Below are 16,750 nucleotides of genomic sequence, written 5' to 3' on the forward strand. Positions count from 1 at the left end.
AATTTGTCGCCTCAATTATTATATAAACTTAAAACCGAGACGAAATTCAATTTATCCAAACCTGTAATTCATCTAAAAATGAAAATCAGATTATTCTTACTCATCCCTCCCTTGAAAACATATTCAAGTAGAACGGTAATTTAATGTACTTCTTTCACCTAAATATAGATCACTAAATTATCGTAAAAAACTAAACCTTCCCATTAAAAATAAAAACAAAACACATAAACCAATGTTTATTAACACATTTATTAATAGGAAACATTTTGCAGATAGTCTTTAAACATCTATTTTGTAATCCAATTGTGTTTTCCATTGTCAGTTAATAGTTTAAAACTCAGTAAGTTAGTTATGAAAACCGTCTAGATACTTATATAAGAAATAGATATGTAATATATTTATTTTAAATAAAAAGGAGCCTATATGGCTCCTTTTTTAGATTTTCGATTAAGTTTAACTAATTCTTGTTAGTTACTCATCATCCAGTTCTATTAGTTTGGTATTACCACCATGCACTTTCTCGCGCCCTCTTTGTACAAACGCATAGAACCCTGGGATTAGGAAAGTACCCGCCAGTAGTACACACAACAGACCGCCGGTTAACGAGATACCCAACGAGTTCTGGCTAATATGACCCGCTCCACTCGCAAATATCAGAGGCGTTATACCAAGAATAAACGACCAGGATGTCATATTTACTGCTCGGAAACGCAGCGTACCACCTTTCACTGCCGCTTTATCGATAGGCATGTTTGCTTGTTCTCGTTCATTTTTAGCAAACTCCACAATCAAAATTGCGTTCTTCGCAGCTAGCGCTATCAAAAGAACCAAACCAATCTGCGCATACAAGTTCAGCGGGATTCCAGCCAGGTTTATCGCAATAAACGAACCTAGCGTTGCCACAGGTACAACAAGGATAATAGCAAGCGGGATTGCCCAGCTTTCATACTGTGCCACCATAAACAGATAGATAAAGATAAGCGCCAATGCAAACGCATATATCGCCTGATTACCTGCCTTCACTTCCTGATAAGCCATGCCTGTCCACTCGAACTGGTAGCCCATTGGTAGAACTTCTTCTGCGACTCTTTCCATCGCTGCAATAGCATCACCACTGGAATAACCTGCAGCTGGTTGACCTTGAATCACAGCAGAACGATACATGTTATATCGCCACGCCACATCTGGTTCAAACACCTGATCATAGGTAACCAGTGTACTCAGCGGGATCATATCACCTTGAGCAGACCGAACATGGAACCTTTTCAGATCATCAATACTACCTCGGTGTTCACTATCTGCCTGCAATGTCACCCGGAAGTTTTTACCAAAGTAGGTAAAGTCATTCACATACAGAGAGCCCAAGTTACCTTGAAGCGTAGTGAATATATCGCCCAGTGAAATTCCCAGTTGTTTCGCCTTATCACGATCAATGTCTACATAGTAATGAGGCACGTTCGCTCTGAACGTACTGAATGTGCGCTGAATCTCAGGTTGCTCGTTCGCTTTTTGAATCACTTCACTCATTACCTGAGCGAGGTCGGTTCTGCTTCTGCCAAGCGTATCTTCCAGAACAAACTCAAAACCCGACGCTGTACCCATTCCCGGAACCGCTGGAGGACCAAGCGCGAATATTGCCGCTTCCGGAAGCTGCATTGCTGAACGGACATTAATGCGTTGAGCAATCGCAAAGGATGAGTGTTCACCTTCCATCTCGAGCCGCTCTTCCCAGCTCTTTAGCTTAATGAACAGAGTGGCGCCGTTCGATGCAGCAGCGCCTGTCATCATCGCGTAACCATTCGCAACGGTGATACCGTCGATTCCTGGCTCTTGCTCAATAATCGCAGATAGCTTCTCGGTTGTTTCTTCCGTTCTGGATAGCGAAGCAGCATCAGGTAGCTGAACGTTAACCAACAAGATCCCTTTATCTTCCTGAGGAACAAATCCCGTCGAGGTTGTTTTCGCAAATAAGCTAACCGCAACAACAGCCACGATAAAGAACGCCACCAATACTGCTGATTTCTTAACCAGGAATCCTGCTGCTTTACCGTATTTATCTGTCACTTTGTCCAGCCCACGGTTAAACGACTTAAACCACTTCGCCGTATTATCTCCACCTTGTTTCAGAACCAGTGAACACAATGCTGGTGAAAGCGTTAACGCGTTTATTGAGGAAATGACAACAGATATACAAATAGTCAGTGCAAACTGCTGGTACATAATACCTGTAATGCCCGGAAGCATAGATACGGGTATAAATACCGCAAGCAAAACCAGAGTCGACGTAATGATAGGCCCTGTTACCTGCTTCATAGCAATCAATGTCGCTTTTGGAGCCGTTAAACTTGGGTCATTACGCATGGTGGTATCGACGTTTTCAATCACCAGAATTGCATCATCAACCACAATACCGATTGCCAATATCAGACCGAACAGCGTCACTGTGTTAATTGTGAAGCCAGCCATCAACATAATGGCGAATGTACCTATCAAAGATACCGGAATGGCGACAACCGGAATAGGCGTTGATCGACCACTACCAAGGAACAGGTAGGTAACCGCTATTACAAGTAAAATCGCTTCAATCAGCGTTTTCACTACCCCTTTGATAGATTCAGCAACAAACACCGTTGTATCGTAACTGGTTTCATACGCCATACCCTCAGGGAAGTTCGGGCTCATTCTGTCGAGCAGCTCCATAACCGCTTTACCACTGTCAAGCGCGTTCGCGTCTGACTGAAGTGATAAAGTTACAATCGACGCATCCTGCCCACGGAACTTACCCGTACCATCGTAGAACTTTTTACCCAGTTCAACTCTGGCTACATCTTTCAGATAGACAGACGAGCCATCGTTATTCGCTCTAAGCAGAACATTTTCAAACTCAGATACAGACTCAAGACGACCTTTAGTAACAAGGTTAAACTGCACTTCCTGAGCATTATTGTAAGGAGGAGCACCTACTTTACCGGCCGCTACCTGGACATTCTGCTCTGCAAGAGCGGCATGAATGTCACTGGTTGTTAGGTTGAGGTTTGCCATTTTTTCCGGATCTAACCAGACACGCATGGCGTATTCACCACCACCAATCACCGCTACATCACTAATTCCATCGATACGTGCTAACTGATCTTTTACGTTCAGATTGATGTAGTTAATAAGAAATTTATCGTCATAACGTCCATCTGGAGAATAAAAGTTCAGAACCATCAAAAGATCGGGTGAACGTTTCTTAACCGTGACACCGACAGACCGAACTTCCTGAGGAAGCTTCGATTCAATCTGTGTTACCCGGTTTTGCACGTTAACCTGAGCCATATCTGGGTCGGTACCGACATCAAAGGTCACATTAAGTGAATAAGAGCCGTCGTTTGCACTTTTTGAAGACATATAGATCATATCTTCTACGCCATTAACGGACGACTCTATAGGATCCGCGATTGCCTGTTCCACAGTTTCAGCACTTGCACCTGTATAGAATGCGGTAACACTAACTGAAGGTGGACTAATTTTAGGGTATTCAGCAACTGGCAACTGGGTAAGCGCTATCGCACCAGCTAACGTCAGAATAATGGAGATAACCAGCGCAAACTTGGGGCGCTGTATAAAAAAGCGACTCAGCATGCGTTAACCCTCTTTTTAGAATTAGCGCCTGGTAGCGATGGTGGCTCTGTAGTCACTGTAGAGCCATTTCTCACTCGCTGAAGCCCTTTAGTGATGACCACATCACCCACTGACAGGCCTTCATTAATAATTATCCCTGTATCGGTTTGCCTGCCAAGTTCTACGTTTCTTCTCTCGGCAATATTTCCTTCGGTAAGCAGCATTACAAAGTCACCTTCAAGGTCTGTTTGTACCGCTCTGCGTGGTACAGATACTGCTTTGGTTGGTTCTTTTTCTCGCAACGACACCTTGATGTGTTGGCCAGGCAGTAGCACATGCTCTGGATTCGCTACCATAGCGCGCATACCGATAGTGCCTGTGCTCAGATCGATCCTGTTGGCAATGTAATCGATATAGCCAAGCTCCGAGTACGCTTCGTCATTTTCCAGAATAAGTTGCACTTCGGCGACTTCAGCTGAACCTTCACCATCTCCACTCGCCTTATCTAAGCCCATTTCAAGCCTTTCTCTCTCACTCACACTAAAGCTAGCATGAATAGGATCCAGGCTGACAAGTGTCGTTAATACACCAGTAGAAGGAGACACCAGATCACCAATACCAACCTGGCTTTCACTGATACGCCCATCAAATGGAGCCACAATCATCGTATGTGAAAGGCTAACCTCAGCGGATTCAACCTGTGCTTTAGCAGCTTCAACCTGAGCTTCTGCGCTAAGCTTATTTGCCGTTAACGTATCAAATTCAGATTTAGATATGTTGCCTTTAGGCAGCAAGTCCTCTCCTCTAGCGAAATCAAGATTCGCCTTTTTTAGAGCAGCGTTAGCTTGAGCTAATGAAGCCTTTGCACTAGCAACCTGAGCTTCAAATGGCGCGGATTCAATTTGATAAAGGAGTTGGCCTTTGGTCACCATCTGGCCTTCATTAAAATGGCGGGATTCAAGATAACCAGTAACCTGCGCATTTACCGAAATATCTTCTACTGCATTGATTCTTCCTACATATTCTTTGCTTCTTTGTAGAGTTATCTCAATGGCTTCCTGGGTGACTACTAATGGAGCAGGCATTGACTGACCTTGTCCCTGTTTATCACCACAACCTACCAGTACAGCAGAGCTTAGTGCTGTAACCAAAAGAATTTTGCTTTTATTCATTTAAATACCATCAATAGCAACAACTAACCGTGAAACTTATAGAATTACAATAGCGCTCATGTCCGAGCTATATCAATTCTGATAATAATTTGTATCAGTTTGTAACAGCATCAAGTATAGATAAAATTTCTTTTTTTACAGACTTTTAAACAAAGTTTGGGAGCTTCTGCTCACAGGGTGCGATTCATTCTCAATAATGACGCTCATATTACCGGTTAAACCTTTCTTAACCTTCTCAACTTTTGAGACGTTAATAACCATTGAGCGGTGAATTTGCCAGAACTTGTCCGGGTCAATTTTTTTCAGCAACTCCTTAAGAGGCGTCCTAATTACATACTCTTCCTTCCTGCCCTCAGCCTTCTTATAAACCGACACATACTTATCCTCCGCCTTAAAATAGAGGACATCATCAACAGATATCAGGTGGATATCTCCCCCGACTAGCTTTAATCCAGCTAAGATACTCTGTCCTACTGGAGGTCTGACTGTTTAATGTCAGTTGCTCCAATAACACAGCAAGATCCTGACTCTGTTCTGGCACTTCTCGTCGCAACTGCTCCTTTAATCGGTTACACGACTGAAAAAGACGTTCTTCATCTAAAGGCTTTAACAGATAATCGAATGCACACTGTTCAAACGCTTTTACCGCATACTCATCGTAAGCAGTAATAAAAACGATCTTCGGTGGTGTAGCTAATCGATTGAGCTTTTTCGCCAACGTCATCCCATCCATTCCGGGCATACGTATGTCTAAAAAAGCCACATCCGGTGTTTTTTGCTCTATTTCTGTTAGAGCAGACAAGCCATCCGATACAACTGAAACCACATCTAATTGAGGCCACACCTCGGCAAGCATCTTGTTTAGGTGGTGACGCAGCAAAGGCTCATCGTCAGCAATGATGGCTGTGGGAAATTCCTTACTCAAGCTAACTCCTTATTTTTGGTTATGCAGAGCATTCAACTCTTTATGAGGAAGAGTAATACTCGCCGTTACACCACCTGATTCCTTTTCCGTTATAGACAAATCCGCACCATCGTCGAATAACACCTTTAATCGATTGCGGATATTACTCAACCCGATCCCATGCCCGGCAATAACTTGATCTGATAGACCTTGCCCATCATCGTCAACCGTAATCACGATACAACTGTCTGTTTGTTTGAACTCCACATTGATCGTTCCACCTTCAGGTTTAGGCTCTATCCCATGACTGATGGCATTCTCTACCAGTGGTTGCACCAATAGTGGAGGTAATGACGTAAGTTTTATCTGCTCATCACAGGAAATATGAAACTTAAGCCTTTCGGCTAAGCGAATCTGCTGTATTCCAAGATAAGCGTTCAGTAGCGCCATTTCCTGCTCAATAGTAGTCAGGCTCTCTCGTGTAATCTTTAAGTTGGCACGCAATAGTTCAGTTAACTTGTTCAGCATTGATTTCGCCTTATCATTGTCATTCTCGATAAGTGCTAAAATATTGGCTAATGTGTTAAATAAAAAGTGCGGTTCTATCTGACTTTGAAGCTGACTTAGCTGGCTTAGTACCAGTGCCTTTTCCTTCTCTGACTCCTGTCTTTTTAGTTTCTCCAACTCTGCTTCGGCAATAAGCTTTTTTTCATAGTGATAGAAGTAATTGAAGCAAACACTGGTAAAGATAATGCCGAGAATAACGACAGAAAGAAGCCCTTTTTGAGCACTATAGCCGTCATACGTGGAAAGCCAAAAATGCGCATGTACCGTGCCAACTATCACCGCAAATAGCATCGACAATATACTATTCTGTGCCGTCGTTAGCTTCGGAAAAAAGTAAGCGAGCAAATTCGCTGAAATAATAGAGCTATAACCAAAGCCAAAGCTAATTGCTAAATGCTGCAGGTAAGGCCCGGAGCCATAGCGTTCTGGTAAAAGCGGCAATAACTACACAAACCACGGTCGTTACCAGATAACTTTTAATCCAATGGTTGGATTTGTTTGATAAACGATTTTCTATCATCAAAAGCGTCCTTTTACATTCATCAGAATCTTATGCCTATCGGGGAGGTTTGCATAAACAGAATCACCATCGCCACTATAAAAACGTGCTGCTGCCTCCAATTCCCAACGTGAATCACCTGTATCAATCACCTGATAATTGATCCACTGAGTAACAATAAAACCCTTGTCCTCCGGAGAAAAAATCAGGTCAAAGGTTGGAGTAATATCTTCGATCCAACGGTAACTTTCAGACATTGTAGAAAGCGAACTGCCGTTCAGGCTCCAGTGGATCATCAAATTGTGCTGTACAAGATTCGCGTGATTAAAGCCATTAGCATAAGAGTACCTTAAGCCATCAAAAGCCGTCGAAGAGGCCAAATTATCCACCCTCGAGTTGGCATTTTTCCATTCGTCCCTACTCCAACTTCGGCTATCGTACCAATATTCGCCAATGACCTGATGGCCTGACTCATTCGCCCACGTAAAACCGAACAGTGCCTGAACACCATCGTTGTACTTTTCTGTCGACACAGGTGCAAACGAATTAGTGGGTATCGAATAAGCATAATATTGTTGTTGAAAAAGCGCCGAAGCGTGTATCTCCCACGAAGCATCGAGTACAGAGACCAGACTACTCCCAACTAATCCTCTTCGTACGTCGTCATAATAAGCTATCAACTGGTACTCTGAGTTTGCTGATAACCAGTATCTACGTAACCCAACACCTTGTTGTTCGTTCAGTTGGTCCAGCTCCCCACTTTTTTGGTTATTCCAACTGGAATCTGAATAGATAAGAGTCCACTCCCCATCCATATCAAAATAGGAAATAGAGGCAACCCCTGACCCTTCTTCAACCTGAATACCAACGGGGTTTCGTCGGTACGGTTTGAATATATCCAATGGCCTATGACCGTATCCAATCCCCCAATCCAGCCTGGTTTTGCCAAGGAGATAATCCAAAGACGTCCCACCTACATCTACAGTGCCCTGAGTAAATAGTTCCTGGATAACAAAGTCAGATTCGCTACGCGCATGTCCACTGTTATATAAGTCACCAACGCTAAGCGCGAACAATCCTGTCCATTGCTTGTACCTGACTTCCACATCTAGCAATCCATCAATAGAGTTTGTTGAGCGAGATTCGTGTGTCTGAACGTAACCCGTTTCTCTATGGACGCTATGTTCAGAGCTCACTGTCCAATCCCAGTCGAAGTTAATCTCACTTTGATCTAACAAGAACACAGATGATGAGCCGCCATATGCAGAATACAAGGGAGCAAGCATCAGCATCAGTAAATATCGTCCCATGGCTAAAGCTCCGATACATTGTTTCTCGATAGATACGCCGGGTTGTAGTATTTGTCTGAGAGTACTTTTGGCTCAACGGACAAATACTCTACCTTAGTCATTTTTTCTGACTGTATCTTGTCTACCAATGTCATCGATAACACTGACTCCAGGCCATTTCTCGCACCTTTAGTAAAGGTGGCAACTTTAGCCATCTTCCCTGAACGTAAATACATATTTGCACTTACCGGAAAATCAGAGCCTTGTTCAAGCCATAGTTCAATTCTGTAATAGGTCGCTCCTTTTGTTTTAGCATTTAGTTCCAACAGATTAGTTTTAAATGTCTCCCCACTCTCCAGAGTAATGTCTTCTTGCTTAATCCATTTTCCCTGATAATCGTCACTCCAGGTCAATGTTGATATATCGCCTACTGAAGCTTCTCCCAATAGCTTCTGCATCGGTGTAATCCTTATTGGCCTGCGGCTTTTGGGCATAAGAAGCCAATAATTATCGCCAAGCATTAACATTTTTTGCCCTGCTTCGACCTGAGATTTAAATATCACTAGGGACTCTCTGTTTTCACGTAAGTACACATGATACAACTGAGATCTTTCGTGTTCTCCACGTTTGTATAGATGTATGTTCGACACAACTTTTGAGGCACCTTCCTGAAGTCGGTATCTATCCGCTCTTTCCAGCATCGCGTTCACATCAGCTTCTTGAGACGCGACCCCGAATGAAAGAAAAGAAGCAAAAACAAACATCATCACCTTGAGATACTTATACATACGTTAGCGCCTCCGTAATTGGTTTCTGCACACCTCGACGGGCAGATAAGTAAGCGCTAAACAGACATATCACTAAAACTCCCAGCGCGGCATAAAGTACAAGCTCAAGTGAAAAATACACATGAAGTGGATATCCTTCGCTGCTTCCCGGTGGTGGTGGCATCTGAATATCTGCAAATGAGAGAAATACTGAAATAGCAGCACTAAATAACGTACCTATAACTGCACCTATTACAGCAAGCAGACCAGCCTCCCTGAGAAAATCAGCAATAATATCTGTGGGATATGCGCCTAAAGCTGAAAGTGTACCAATCTCTCTTGTTCGCTCAGTCACCGACATAGTCATGGTATTAAACAGAGCGACAAACACAACTAAAGCCATAACTGCTCCCATGATGCCGAATATACGATCGTAGAGATCTTTGACCTTTTTGTAGAAAAAGGCGCGTTCCTGCCATGGTGTTATGGCGATATTATCGCGCACACCAAGATCGGATAAATCCCGCTGCACTAAAGATTGAACTCGGTTTGTTTCTGCGGTTTCAAATAAAAACACAGACAAGGTACTCACCTTTTCGCTGACCAACAGCTCTTGAGCCATCGATAGATGAATATACAACTGGCGCTTATCCAGTTCGGGCACACCGGTGGAATAAATGCCTTTGACCTTAAAGTCATAAGCATTTAGTGCCCCGTCGCTTGTGGTAGCCAGTAAGGTGACCCAATCATTGGTAGCAACATTAAGGTTCTTCGCCAGGTCTTTTGCTAACATCACTTCTGGTTCAGCCGGGTCATACCGACTACTATTAATCGAAGCCAATGCAGAACCCGATTGAACTGAAAGGAATGGTCCTTTCATATCAAACTCTCGTTCATTAACTCCTGTTCCTACAAAGATTGTTGATTTACTTCCGTTGGAAACCAGCCCGGTAAAGTAGATACGAGGCTGGACACCTCGGACAGAGTCATGCTTCAGTAGCTTTCTTGTTAGTTTATCGGTTTCAGATAAGCCGTTGCTTAATGGCATTTCTTCATCTTTTTCAAAGTATCCCGGCGTACTTAATGTCAGGTGACCACTGTCTCTCGCTGCCATCTCTTTAAGAGAGTCGTATGTATACAAGCCAAATCCACCAACGCTTGCTAGTGCAAAAACAGCGATTGCTACGATCAGTATTGATAAAGAACTTCGTCTGGCATTTCTCAGTAAATTCAGCCATGCCATTCGGATTGAGTATGGTATTAAACTGCTCATGCAACTTTCCTTCTTGCATTTTCTTTCCCATCGAGAAGCTCGATACTTCTGTCACACCGCATTGCCATACGAGGATCATGAGTTGCCACAATAAACGTTGTTTTCATTTCATGTCCTAGTGTGTGCATTATGTCGATAACCAAGTTTGCTGTGTGACTATCCAGACTTGCAGTAGGCTCATCGGCAATTACAAGCTGCGGTTTATGCACCAAAGCACGAGCGATAGCGACTCGTTGTTGCTGGCCTCCCGATAAATGGTCTGGTCTGTGGTGAACAAACTCAGACAGCCCTACCCTTTCCAGCATTTCTTTCGCGATTTGCTGTTGTTGCACTTTGTCGTATCCATTAAGAAACAGTGGGTAAGCCACGTTTTCTAACGCCGTCATCACCGGAACCAGGTTAAACTTCTGAAACACAAATCCAAATTGGGTCCTTCGCAACTTCGCCGCTTCGGACACCGTCGTCGGATACGGCTTTCCATCAAGGCAAACCTCCCCCTGATACTCTCTATCCAATAGCCCCAAAATATTTAATAACGTACTTTTGCCTGAGCCAGATGGACCACACAGGGCTACCATCTCGCCTTGCTCAATCACACCAGAGACTCCTTGTAATGCAGGCACTTTCTGCTTTCCCAGCTGATAATCTTTAGAAATCATCTCGTAACTAATCATATTTTCCCCTCACACAACTTTTTCTCAATCAGCCGAGCTCAGTGTCTGAAGTTGCTCACTCCATTTATTTGCCTGTTCTGAATCGCCGGTGTTTTCTGCCGCTTTAATAGCATACTCATAAACCCAGGATATGGCTGCGGGATGGTAGCTTGGAAAATCTTCACGACTAAGAAGCTCAAGATAGATGTCGTAACCTTTATCGAACTGATTAAACATGTCTGGAAGTCCGGTATAAACAGCAGCTGCATTAGCTCTCGCCAGATAGTTTTCTGGTAATCCCATAACCAAATCTGGCGAAGCGAAGTCTGCATCTATCAACGACAAGCCCTTGTCGATTTTTGCTACTCCTTTTTCTACGTACTTCATTTTGTTCCATGGTAAAAAGGCATCCCGGCCAAGAAGGGTTTCAGAACCACCGAGATAAACCAGCCCAAGCGCACTCGCCCCTTCTTTTTCAATAAGTGAACTCAGCGCTTTATAAACTTCTTCAGTTTTATCTTCGTCGCCCTGCGCTGCTTGGTTATACATGTTTATTAGCTCTGTAGGCACTGCGGCCATTGCAGAATGTCCAGCAACTAACAAAGAGATACTTAGGATTGATAGAGTTCATACTAACATGGTTTGTCCCTTTTTATTAACCTGATTAAAGATTAACTCGGGTGAACTCGAACTTTTTCCTAATGCGATGAACGGGGTATGAACGGAGTGAACGGTAAATGAGGAGGACAGATGAAAATAAAAAGCCCGAACCGGTGTAGGTTCAGGCTCATAATGTTTTTAAGTTACTTGTTCTACCCTTGTTGTCGTGATGCGATGATTTGCTCTAACAGGCTGTCTAATCTGGCAACCACACTTTCGCTCGCACTTTCCATACCATTGACCGCGGTTATCAATGACGTGTAGTTTTGATCCCGCCCTTTCATCATGGCTTCCCGGCCTAAATCATGCACCTGTTGATGTGGTCCCTCCAGAGCCTGGAATGCGCTAAGGTTACTATATTGCTGACCATCTCCCTGGTAATACCATTGCCCCAAACGACACTCTTTATGGGTGTTAACCGTTTCATCAAATTTTTGATTTTCAAGCAAATGGTAGAGATTGTTTTTCCACACCGCATGATCAAGTTTCACAGTATCCAGAAAGCTTCTCGTTGCAGCAACATGAATGACTTTTTGCATGTGCTCAGACTTCACCAATACTTCGTTGACGATCGTGCCAATTTGAGCGCTAGAAGCCGACACTTCGGCCGCACATATTTCATTTTCTTCGACAGACTTTTTGATAGAAGCTACCTGAGTCAGCACTTGATTAACCAGTGTATCTATCTGATTACTCGCCTCATGCGCTTTTCCTGCGAGGGTTCGCACCTCATCCGCTACTACCGCAAAACCTCGTCCGGCTTCTCCAGCTCGCGCCGCTTCGATAGCTGCGTTCAAAGCCAGTAAGTTCGTCTGATCAGATATCTCCTGAATAGCCGAAACTAACTGGCTGATGGAGTTAGCCGTATTATCAAGGGTGGTCACAGACACCATGCTGCTACTGGCCTGACTGCTGATATTCTCTGCACGAGTATCAAGACGAGATAACGCCTGATGTGTCTGCTTAAATAGCTCATCGAGCTGAGCAAGCTCATGATTTTCGCTTTCGAGAGCCTCTGCGCTAGTCGCCATCCCCGTACGAATTGCATCAAGCATCCTGCCTCCCTTCAGGCTGCTTTGCATAAGTTCATTACAAAGTTTACTTTGGGACTGCTCCTGCGTAACTTTTTGGTTAACACCAGTAAGATCCTGACGCATTAGTTCTAGTTGACTTTCATATTGAGCTTTAAGGTCCGACAGCTCTTGTTTTAGTAATTCGTTTTCTAGCCTTAACTTACGATTAAACATAATCCCTTACTCGACAAGTAACACTTATTTTACATTATAGGACGAGAGTTTTAATTGCAGGACACAATATGTTGATGAATATCAAGATTTGCTTTTATATCTAGTGCTCTGACTCCATTTGGCGTGCAACATGCAACAAACGCTATATCAGCATCACTTTTAAGAAAATTCACCAATCAACACTCTATTAATCATCGTAATATTCTAATATATTCCAATAAACCCCGTGAATATACGATAGAAGTGAACCAGATAGCCACCGAAGGCAGTACTAAGGCGTAAGATGAATTTAGATTTGATTGGCTATATTATTACTTTTGCTTCCGGCATCGCATCGCTGTTCATTTTCCTGCGATTGAGAACTATGTATATCAATCGGCAAGAAGCTCAGAAGAAAAAAGAACTTGCCATACTATTTAGTAAGTTAAGAAGCTCTAATGAGCTATTAAACGGCGCTAAGAAGTTGCCTTTCAGCAAAACGCTTTACTTTTGTCTCTACCAACGGCAATTACACATTTTAGATTCGATCTTGACTCTGGATCCGGATAACTCGCCTTTCGCTAACCGGGCAGAATATTTACGAGAGCAGATACAGTTGCTCAAGTCATCCTCTTCATATGCTGATACAAGTTCTTTTGAAGCCCCCTCAAATGAGATGCAAGCAATTGAACTGATCAAGTTAATCAAACAGTTTCGTGTCATTATCCGTACAGTACGTATCAAAAAAATCATTAATATCACTGAGTTTATGCATGAAAACACAAGGCTCAATAACCTACAGACACAAATTGTGATTGGAAACCTTACTAAACGAGCTAACTATGCATTAGAGCTTGATCAAAAAGACCTGGCAACAGAATTGGTTCGAAAGGGTATAAGCTACCTGGAGTCGAAATCCGGTATAGACTCGGCGAGTACTATCGCTCCTCTGCTCGAACAGTTAGAGGCACTAGAAGAACAGTTATCTGATGAATTTCAGTTTAACAAACTGCTCACTACCGACTCTGAAGAAGAGAGCAATGAAGAAGTAGACAACGAATCTGGTGTTCCACCGGTAGAACATTTTGATGATAATTTCGACAAGGCAACATTAACTTCAGCCACAGAAATACCCGATTCCCTTACTACAACTGTGGAGGAAAATAATGACGACAGCATCAGATATCCTCCTTAAATTCATGATTACTATGTCGAATACGACCTTCATCGGCTAGCAACCGGTACAACCTTTCTTTTTTCTCGAATATTCAATTACACCACCGCTATGACTCAAGGTAAATTCACAGCATTCAGTGAATACTTTATGCAACAGTTTTCTACTTTTTTGGACTCGGGATTTAAGTGTCGAGTATTTTATTCCACTTTTTTGGGCATACTCTTTTTGCGAAATACCATCTAGTTCTATAGCCACTAATAGTTCAGCATCTTCTTCAGGCAAGCTATAAATGAAAGGCGCAATACATCTTGATAGTTCTCGCTGAATATTTTCTTCAGGCTGCTTCTGCCAGAGCTCTTCACTCAAAATTCCGCTCTCTTTCGAGCTTTGTCGATAAAAATCCATGATAGCGTTGTTTGTAACCTGATAGAGCCAGGGCTTAATTTTTTCCTGGTCACTGACAGATGGAAGATTCTTGTAGGTTTTAAGGAAAATGTCTTGAAGTAGGTCATCCACATCGTCTGTGTTGGAGATATTTTTATTTAGAAATGCTTTTAGCCCTGACTGGTATTCTAGCCAAACTTTCTCTACATCCATTTTCAAGTTCTCTCTTAATTTTTGAACACTATGGTTCCTTAAGTAAAAAAAATCATCTTTTTTTCGTCTTTTTCAAAGTCAGTTCGTCTTATGTATGTAAACAAACCAAGAGACTATTCCGGAGTAAAGATGATCAAACTCATTAGCTTTAAAAACTGCCCTTTTGTACAGCGTGTTATGGGGGCATTAGAGATGAAAGAGGTTCCGTATGAAATTGAATATATTGAACTTAACAACAAGCCGCAATGGTTTTTGGATATCTCCCCAAATGGCCAGGTGCCCGTTTTGATAACGGAAAATAAAACGGCTCTGTATGAATCTGATGCTATTGTTGAGTATCTCGACGATAAATATGCTCCAATCGAAGAGTTAAACCCCGAAGAGAAAGCGATAAACCGCGCCTGGTCCTATCAGGCCAGTAAACACTACATGCCTCAGTGCAGCACGATGTCGAGCAAAGATAAAGAAACTTACGAAACGCGTCTGGCTAATCTGGCAAAATCTTTTGCCAGAGCAGAAAAGAAGTTAGGCGAAAATACCTACTTTAAAGGCGACTATATCTCCAACGTAGATATCGCCTGGTTACCTTTGCTTCATAGAGCCTATGTCATCAAAGAGCACTCTGGAATTGATATGCTGGAAGGGTTTCCGAAGGTACAGCAATGGCAACAAGCACTGATGGAATCTGGCCTTCCTCAGCGAACAGTGCCTTCTGACTTTATTGAAAGATTTAGTAGTTATTACCTGACTAATAATTACTTTGCATCAGTGATTGAGAAGAAGCCAACTTGTGCTCCGGCTTGCTGCTCAAGCGAAGCAAACTCCGATTCATGCTGCTGTTAGATTCTTGATGCTGATAAGAGTTCGCCATTCCCCATTCAGGGAATGGCTTATTCCGGTTCTATTTCAGGCTCTATGGCACACCGTGACCTTTCGAAGCAACCCAAACGCGGAACCACTGCTCTCTGGTTAGCTCAATATTCAACGCTGAAATTGCGGTTTTAACACGATCAATCTTACCTGAACCGATAATCGGTAGCGGCTTGGATGGAAGGCGTCTCACCCAAGCGTAGATAACCTGATCAATCGATTCGGAACCGACTTCTTTCCTTATAGCCTCTAGCTCATTGCGAACTCGTACATGTTGCTCTTCTTCACCCCAGAAAATAGCGCCGCCGCCAAGGCATGACCATGCCATTGGGCGTGCTCTTAACATCTGAAGCTGATCCAATGTGCCATCATGAGCCACTTCAAAGTTAAGTGGATTGATTTCAACCTGATTGGTCACTAGAGGTACTTCAAGGCGCGATTGCAGCAACTCAAATTGACATGGCGAGAAATTAGATACTCCAAAGTGAGTCACTTTCCCTGATCTTTTTAATTCAGCAAATGCTTCGGCTACTTCATCTGCCTCCATTAACACGTCAGGGCGATGGATAAGCAACACATCGATATTATCAATATTCAAACGCTCGAGAGAGTTGTTCACCGATTCGATAATATGTTGTTTGCTGGTGTCATAGTGGTTAACTTCACGCTCAGGGAACTTATCTGAGCAAAGCTTAATATCGCATTTAGTCACTATTTCAATGCTATCTCGGACAGAAGGTTCCAACGCTAACGCTTCACCAAACAGCTTTTCACATTCGTAGTTACCATAGATGTCTGCATGATCAACAGTCGATATACCCAGTTCGACATGTTGCTTTAGAAATGACAAGCGTTCTTGTGGTGTCATTCCCCACTCTGCCATTCTCCAGTAGCCCTGAACCAACTCAGAAAATTGCGGCCCCTGAGGTGCAATTGATACTTTCTCCACCATAAGGTAGTTCCCCCGTTGCGATTTATTGGTTTAATAATTTGCCTTCATCCTATGCTTGTTTATACCCCCACTCAATGGTAAAACGGAACAATTTCGAACCAGAGTACGAATTTATGAGTTTTGCCGAACGGCTACAATCATTGATCGGGCAAGAGAGTATTAGTGGTTTTGCCCGACGCGTTGATATGAGCGAAGGTTTAATCCGTAAATATCTCAAAGGCAGTGAGCCAAGTCTCGCTAAGGCGAATCAAATAGCGGTAAAAGCAAATTGCTCACTAGAATGGCTGGCAACTGGCTGTGGTTACCTTTACCGACAAGCCGAGGTTGTGGATATGGAAGCTTTAGAAATCGCGCACGAAGTGGTCAAGAAAAAACCAATGACTGAAACTGAGCAGCTGCAATACAGGCTGATTGTGTCTGGCTACCAGTATCTTAGGGCGCATAAAAAATCTGATGGATATCTGGATAAAGATGCCATGGTTAATTTCCTAAACCGCCATCCACAAGAGCAGAACCCAGAGCAAAGTGAAAAATAATAGAT

At 43.0% G+C, this 16,750-nt stretch carries 13 protein-coding genes and 2 pseudogenes; 3 read left to right on the forward strand and 12 right to left on the reverse strand.

The window, feature by feature from the left end; all coding sequences use genetic code 11:
• Positions 1-471: 471 nt before the first annotated feature.
• The 10 genes and pseudogenes from P7F88_RS06245 to P7F88_RS06290 form a co-directional block, all read right to left on the reverse strand.
• Positions 472-3,624 (reverse strand): efflux RND transporter permease subunit, encoded by a 3,153-nt coding sequence (locus P7F88_RS06245; protein ID WP_277822894.1) that lies wholly within the window; start codon positions 3,622-3,624, stop codon positions 472-474.
• The gene (locus P7F88_RS06250; RefSeq protein ID WP_277822896.1) at positions 3,618-4,775 is read right to left on the reverse strand and encodes an efflux RND transporter periplasmic adaptor subunit; all 1,158 of its coding nucleotides are present in this window, start codon (positions 4,773-4,775) and stop codon (positions 3,618-3,620) included. The genes P7F88_RS06245 and P7F88_RS06250 overlap by 7 nt, the downstream gene beginning before the upstream one ends.
• A gap of 135 nt (positions 4,776-4,910) precedes the next feature.
• Positions 4,911-5,700 (reverse strand): annotated as a pseudogene (locus P7F88_RS06255) (LytR/AlgR family response regulator transcription factor).
• A gap of 9 nt (positions 5,701-5,709) precedes the next feature.
• Positions 5,710-6,766: pseudogene (locus P7F88_RS06260) on the reverse strand (sensor histidine kinase).
• Positions 6,766-8,055, reverse strand: coding sequence for a hypothetical protein (locus P7F88_RS06265; protein WP_277822898.1), 1,290 nt, complete (start codon positions 8,053-8,055; stop codon positions 6,766-6,768). The pseudogene P7F88_RS06260 and the gene P7F88_RS06265 overlap by 1 nt, the downstream one beginning before the upstream one ends.
• A gap of 2 nt (positions 8,056-8,057) precedes the next feature.
• Positions 8,058-8,822: an outer membrane lipoprotein-sorting protein gene (locus tag P7F88_RS06270; RefSeq protein WP_277822900.1), complete on the reverse strand. Its 765-nt coding sequence runs from the start codon at positions 8,820-8,822 to the stop codon at positions 8,058-8,060.
• Positions 8,815-10,074 carry an ABC transporter permease gene (locus P7F88_RS06275; protein ID WP_277822902.1) on the reverse strand — a complete coding sequence of 420 codons (1,260 nt, stop codon included), beginning with the start codon at positions 10,072-10,074 and terminating at the stop codon, positions 8,815-8,817. Before P7F88_RS06275 ends, P7F88_RS06270 begins: the two co-directional genes overlap by 8 nt.
• Positions 10,071-10,748 carry an ABC transporter ATP-binding protein gene (locus tag P7F88_RS06280; RefSeq protein ID WP_277822904.1) on the reverse strand — a complete coding sequence of 226 codons (678 nt, stop codon included), beginning with the start codon at positions 10,746-10,748 and terminating at the stop codon, positions 10,071-10,073. Before P7F88_RS06280 ends, P7F88_RS06275 begins: the two co-directional genes overlap by 4 nt.
• Before the next feature lie 24 nt (positions 10,749-10,772).
• Positions 10,773-11,306 (reverse strand): hypothetical protein, encoded by a 534-nt coding sequence (locus P7F88_RS06285; RefSeq protein WP_277822906.1) that lies wholly within the window; start codon positions 11,304-11,306, stop codon positions 10,773-10,775.
• Between the two features lie 233 nt (positions 11,307-11,539).
• Entirely contained in the window at positions 11,540-12,634 is a 1,095-nt protein-coding gene (locus P7F88_RS06290) for a methyl-accepting chemotaxis protein (protein WP_277822908.1), read from the reverse strand.
• 283 nt (positions 12,635-12,917) lie between these two features.
• On the opposite strand from P7F88_RS06290, the gene P7F88_RS06295 reads away from it, so the two are divergent.
• Positions 12,918-13,808 (forward strand): hypothetical protein, encoded by an 891-nt coding sequence (locus P7F88_RS06295; RefSeq protein WP_277822910.1) that lies wholly within the window; start codon positions 12,918-12,920, stop codon positions 13,806-13,808.
• 36 nt (positions 13,809-13,844) lie between these two features.
• Here P7F88_RS06295 and sigZ read toward each other — a convergent pair whose 3' ends face one another.
• Positions 13,845-14,387, reverse strand: coding sequence for an RNA polymerase sigma factor SigZ (gene sigZ / locus P7F88_RS06300; protein WP_277822912.1), 543 nt, complete (start codon positions 14,385-14,387; stop codon positions 13,845-13,847).
• Positions 14,388-14,516: 129 nt separating this feature from the next.
• Here sigZ and P7F88_RS06305 point away from each other — a divergent pair, with 129 nt between their 5' ends.
• Positions 14,517-15,230 carry a glutathione S-transferase family protein gene (locus tag P7F88_RS06305; RefSeq protein WP_277822914.1) on the forward strand — a complete coding sequence of 238 codons (714 nt, stop codon included), beginning with the start codon at positions 14,517-14,519 and terminating at the stop codon, positions 15,228-15,230.
• Between the two features lie 70 nt (positions 15,231-15,300).
• On the opposite strand, the gene P7F88_RS06310 is transcribed toward P7F88_RS06305, so the two are convergent.
• On the reverse strand, positions 15,301-16,209 hold the full coding sequence (locus P7F88_RS06310; RefSeq protein WP_277822916.1) for an aldo/keto reductase: 909 nt from the start codon (positions 16,207-16,209) through the stop codon (positions 15,301-15,303).
• 113 nt (positions 16,210-16,322) lie between these two features.
• Between P7F88_RS06310 and P7F88_RS06315 the strand changes: the two genes are divergently transcribed.
• Positions 16,323-16,745 carry an XRE family transcriptional regulator gene (locus P7F88_RS06315; RefSeq protein ID WP_277822918.1) on the forward strand — a complete coding sequence of 141 codons (423 nt, stop codon included), beginning with the start codon at positions 16,323-16,325 and terminating at the stop codon, positions 16,743-16,745.
• The last annotated feature ends 5 nt before the right edge of the window (positions 16,746-16,750 follow it).

It is taken from the genome of Vibrio hannami (assembly GCF_029589055.1).
Taxonomy (GTDB): Bacteria; Pseudomonadota; Gammaproteobacteria; order Enterobacterales; family Vibrionaceae; genus Vibrio; species Vibrio hannami.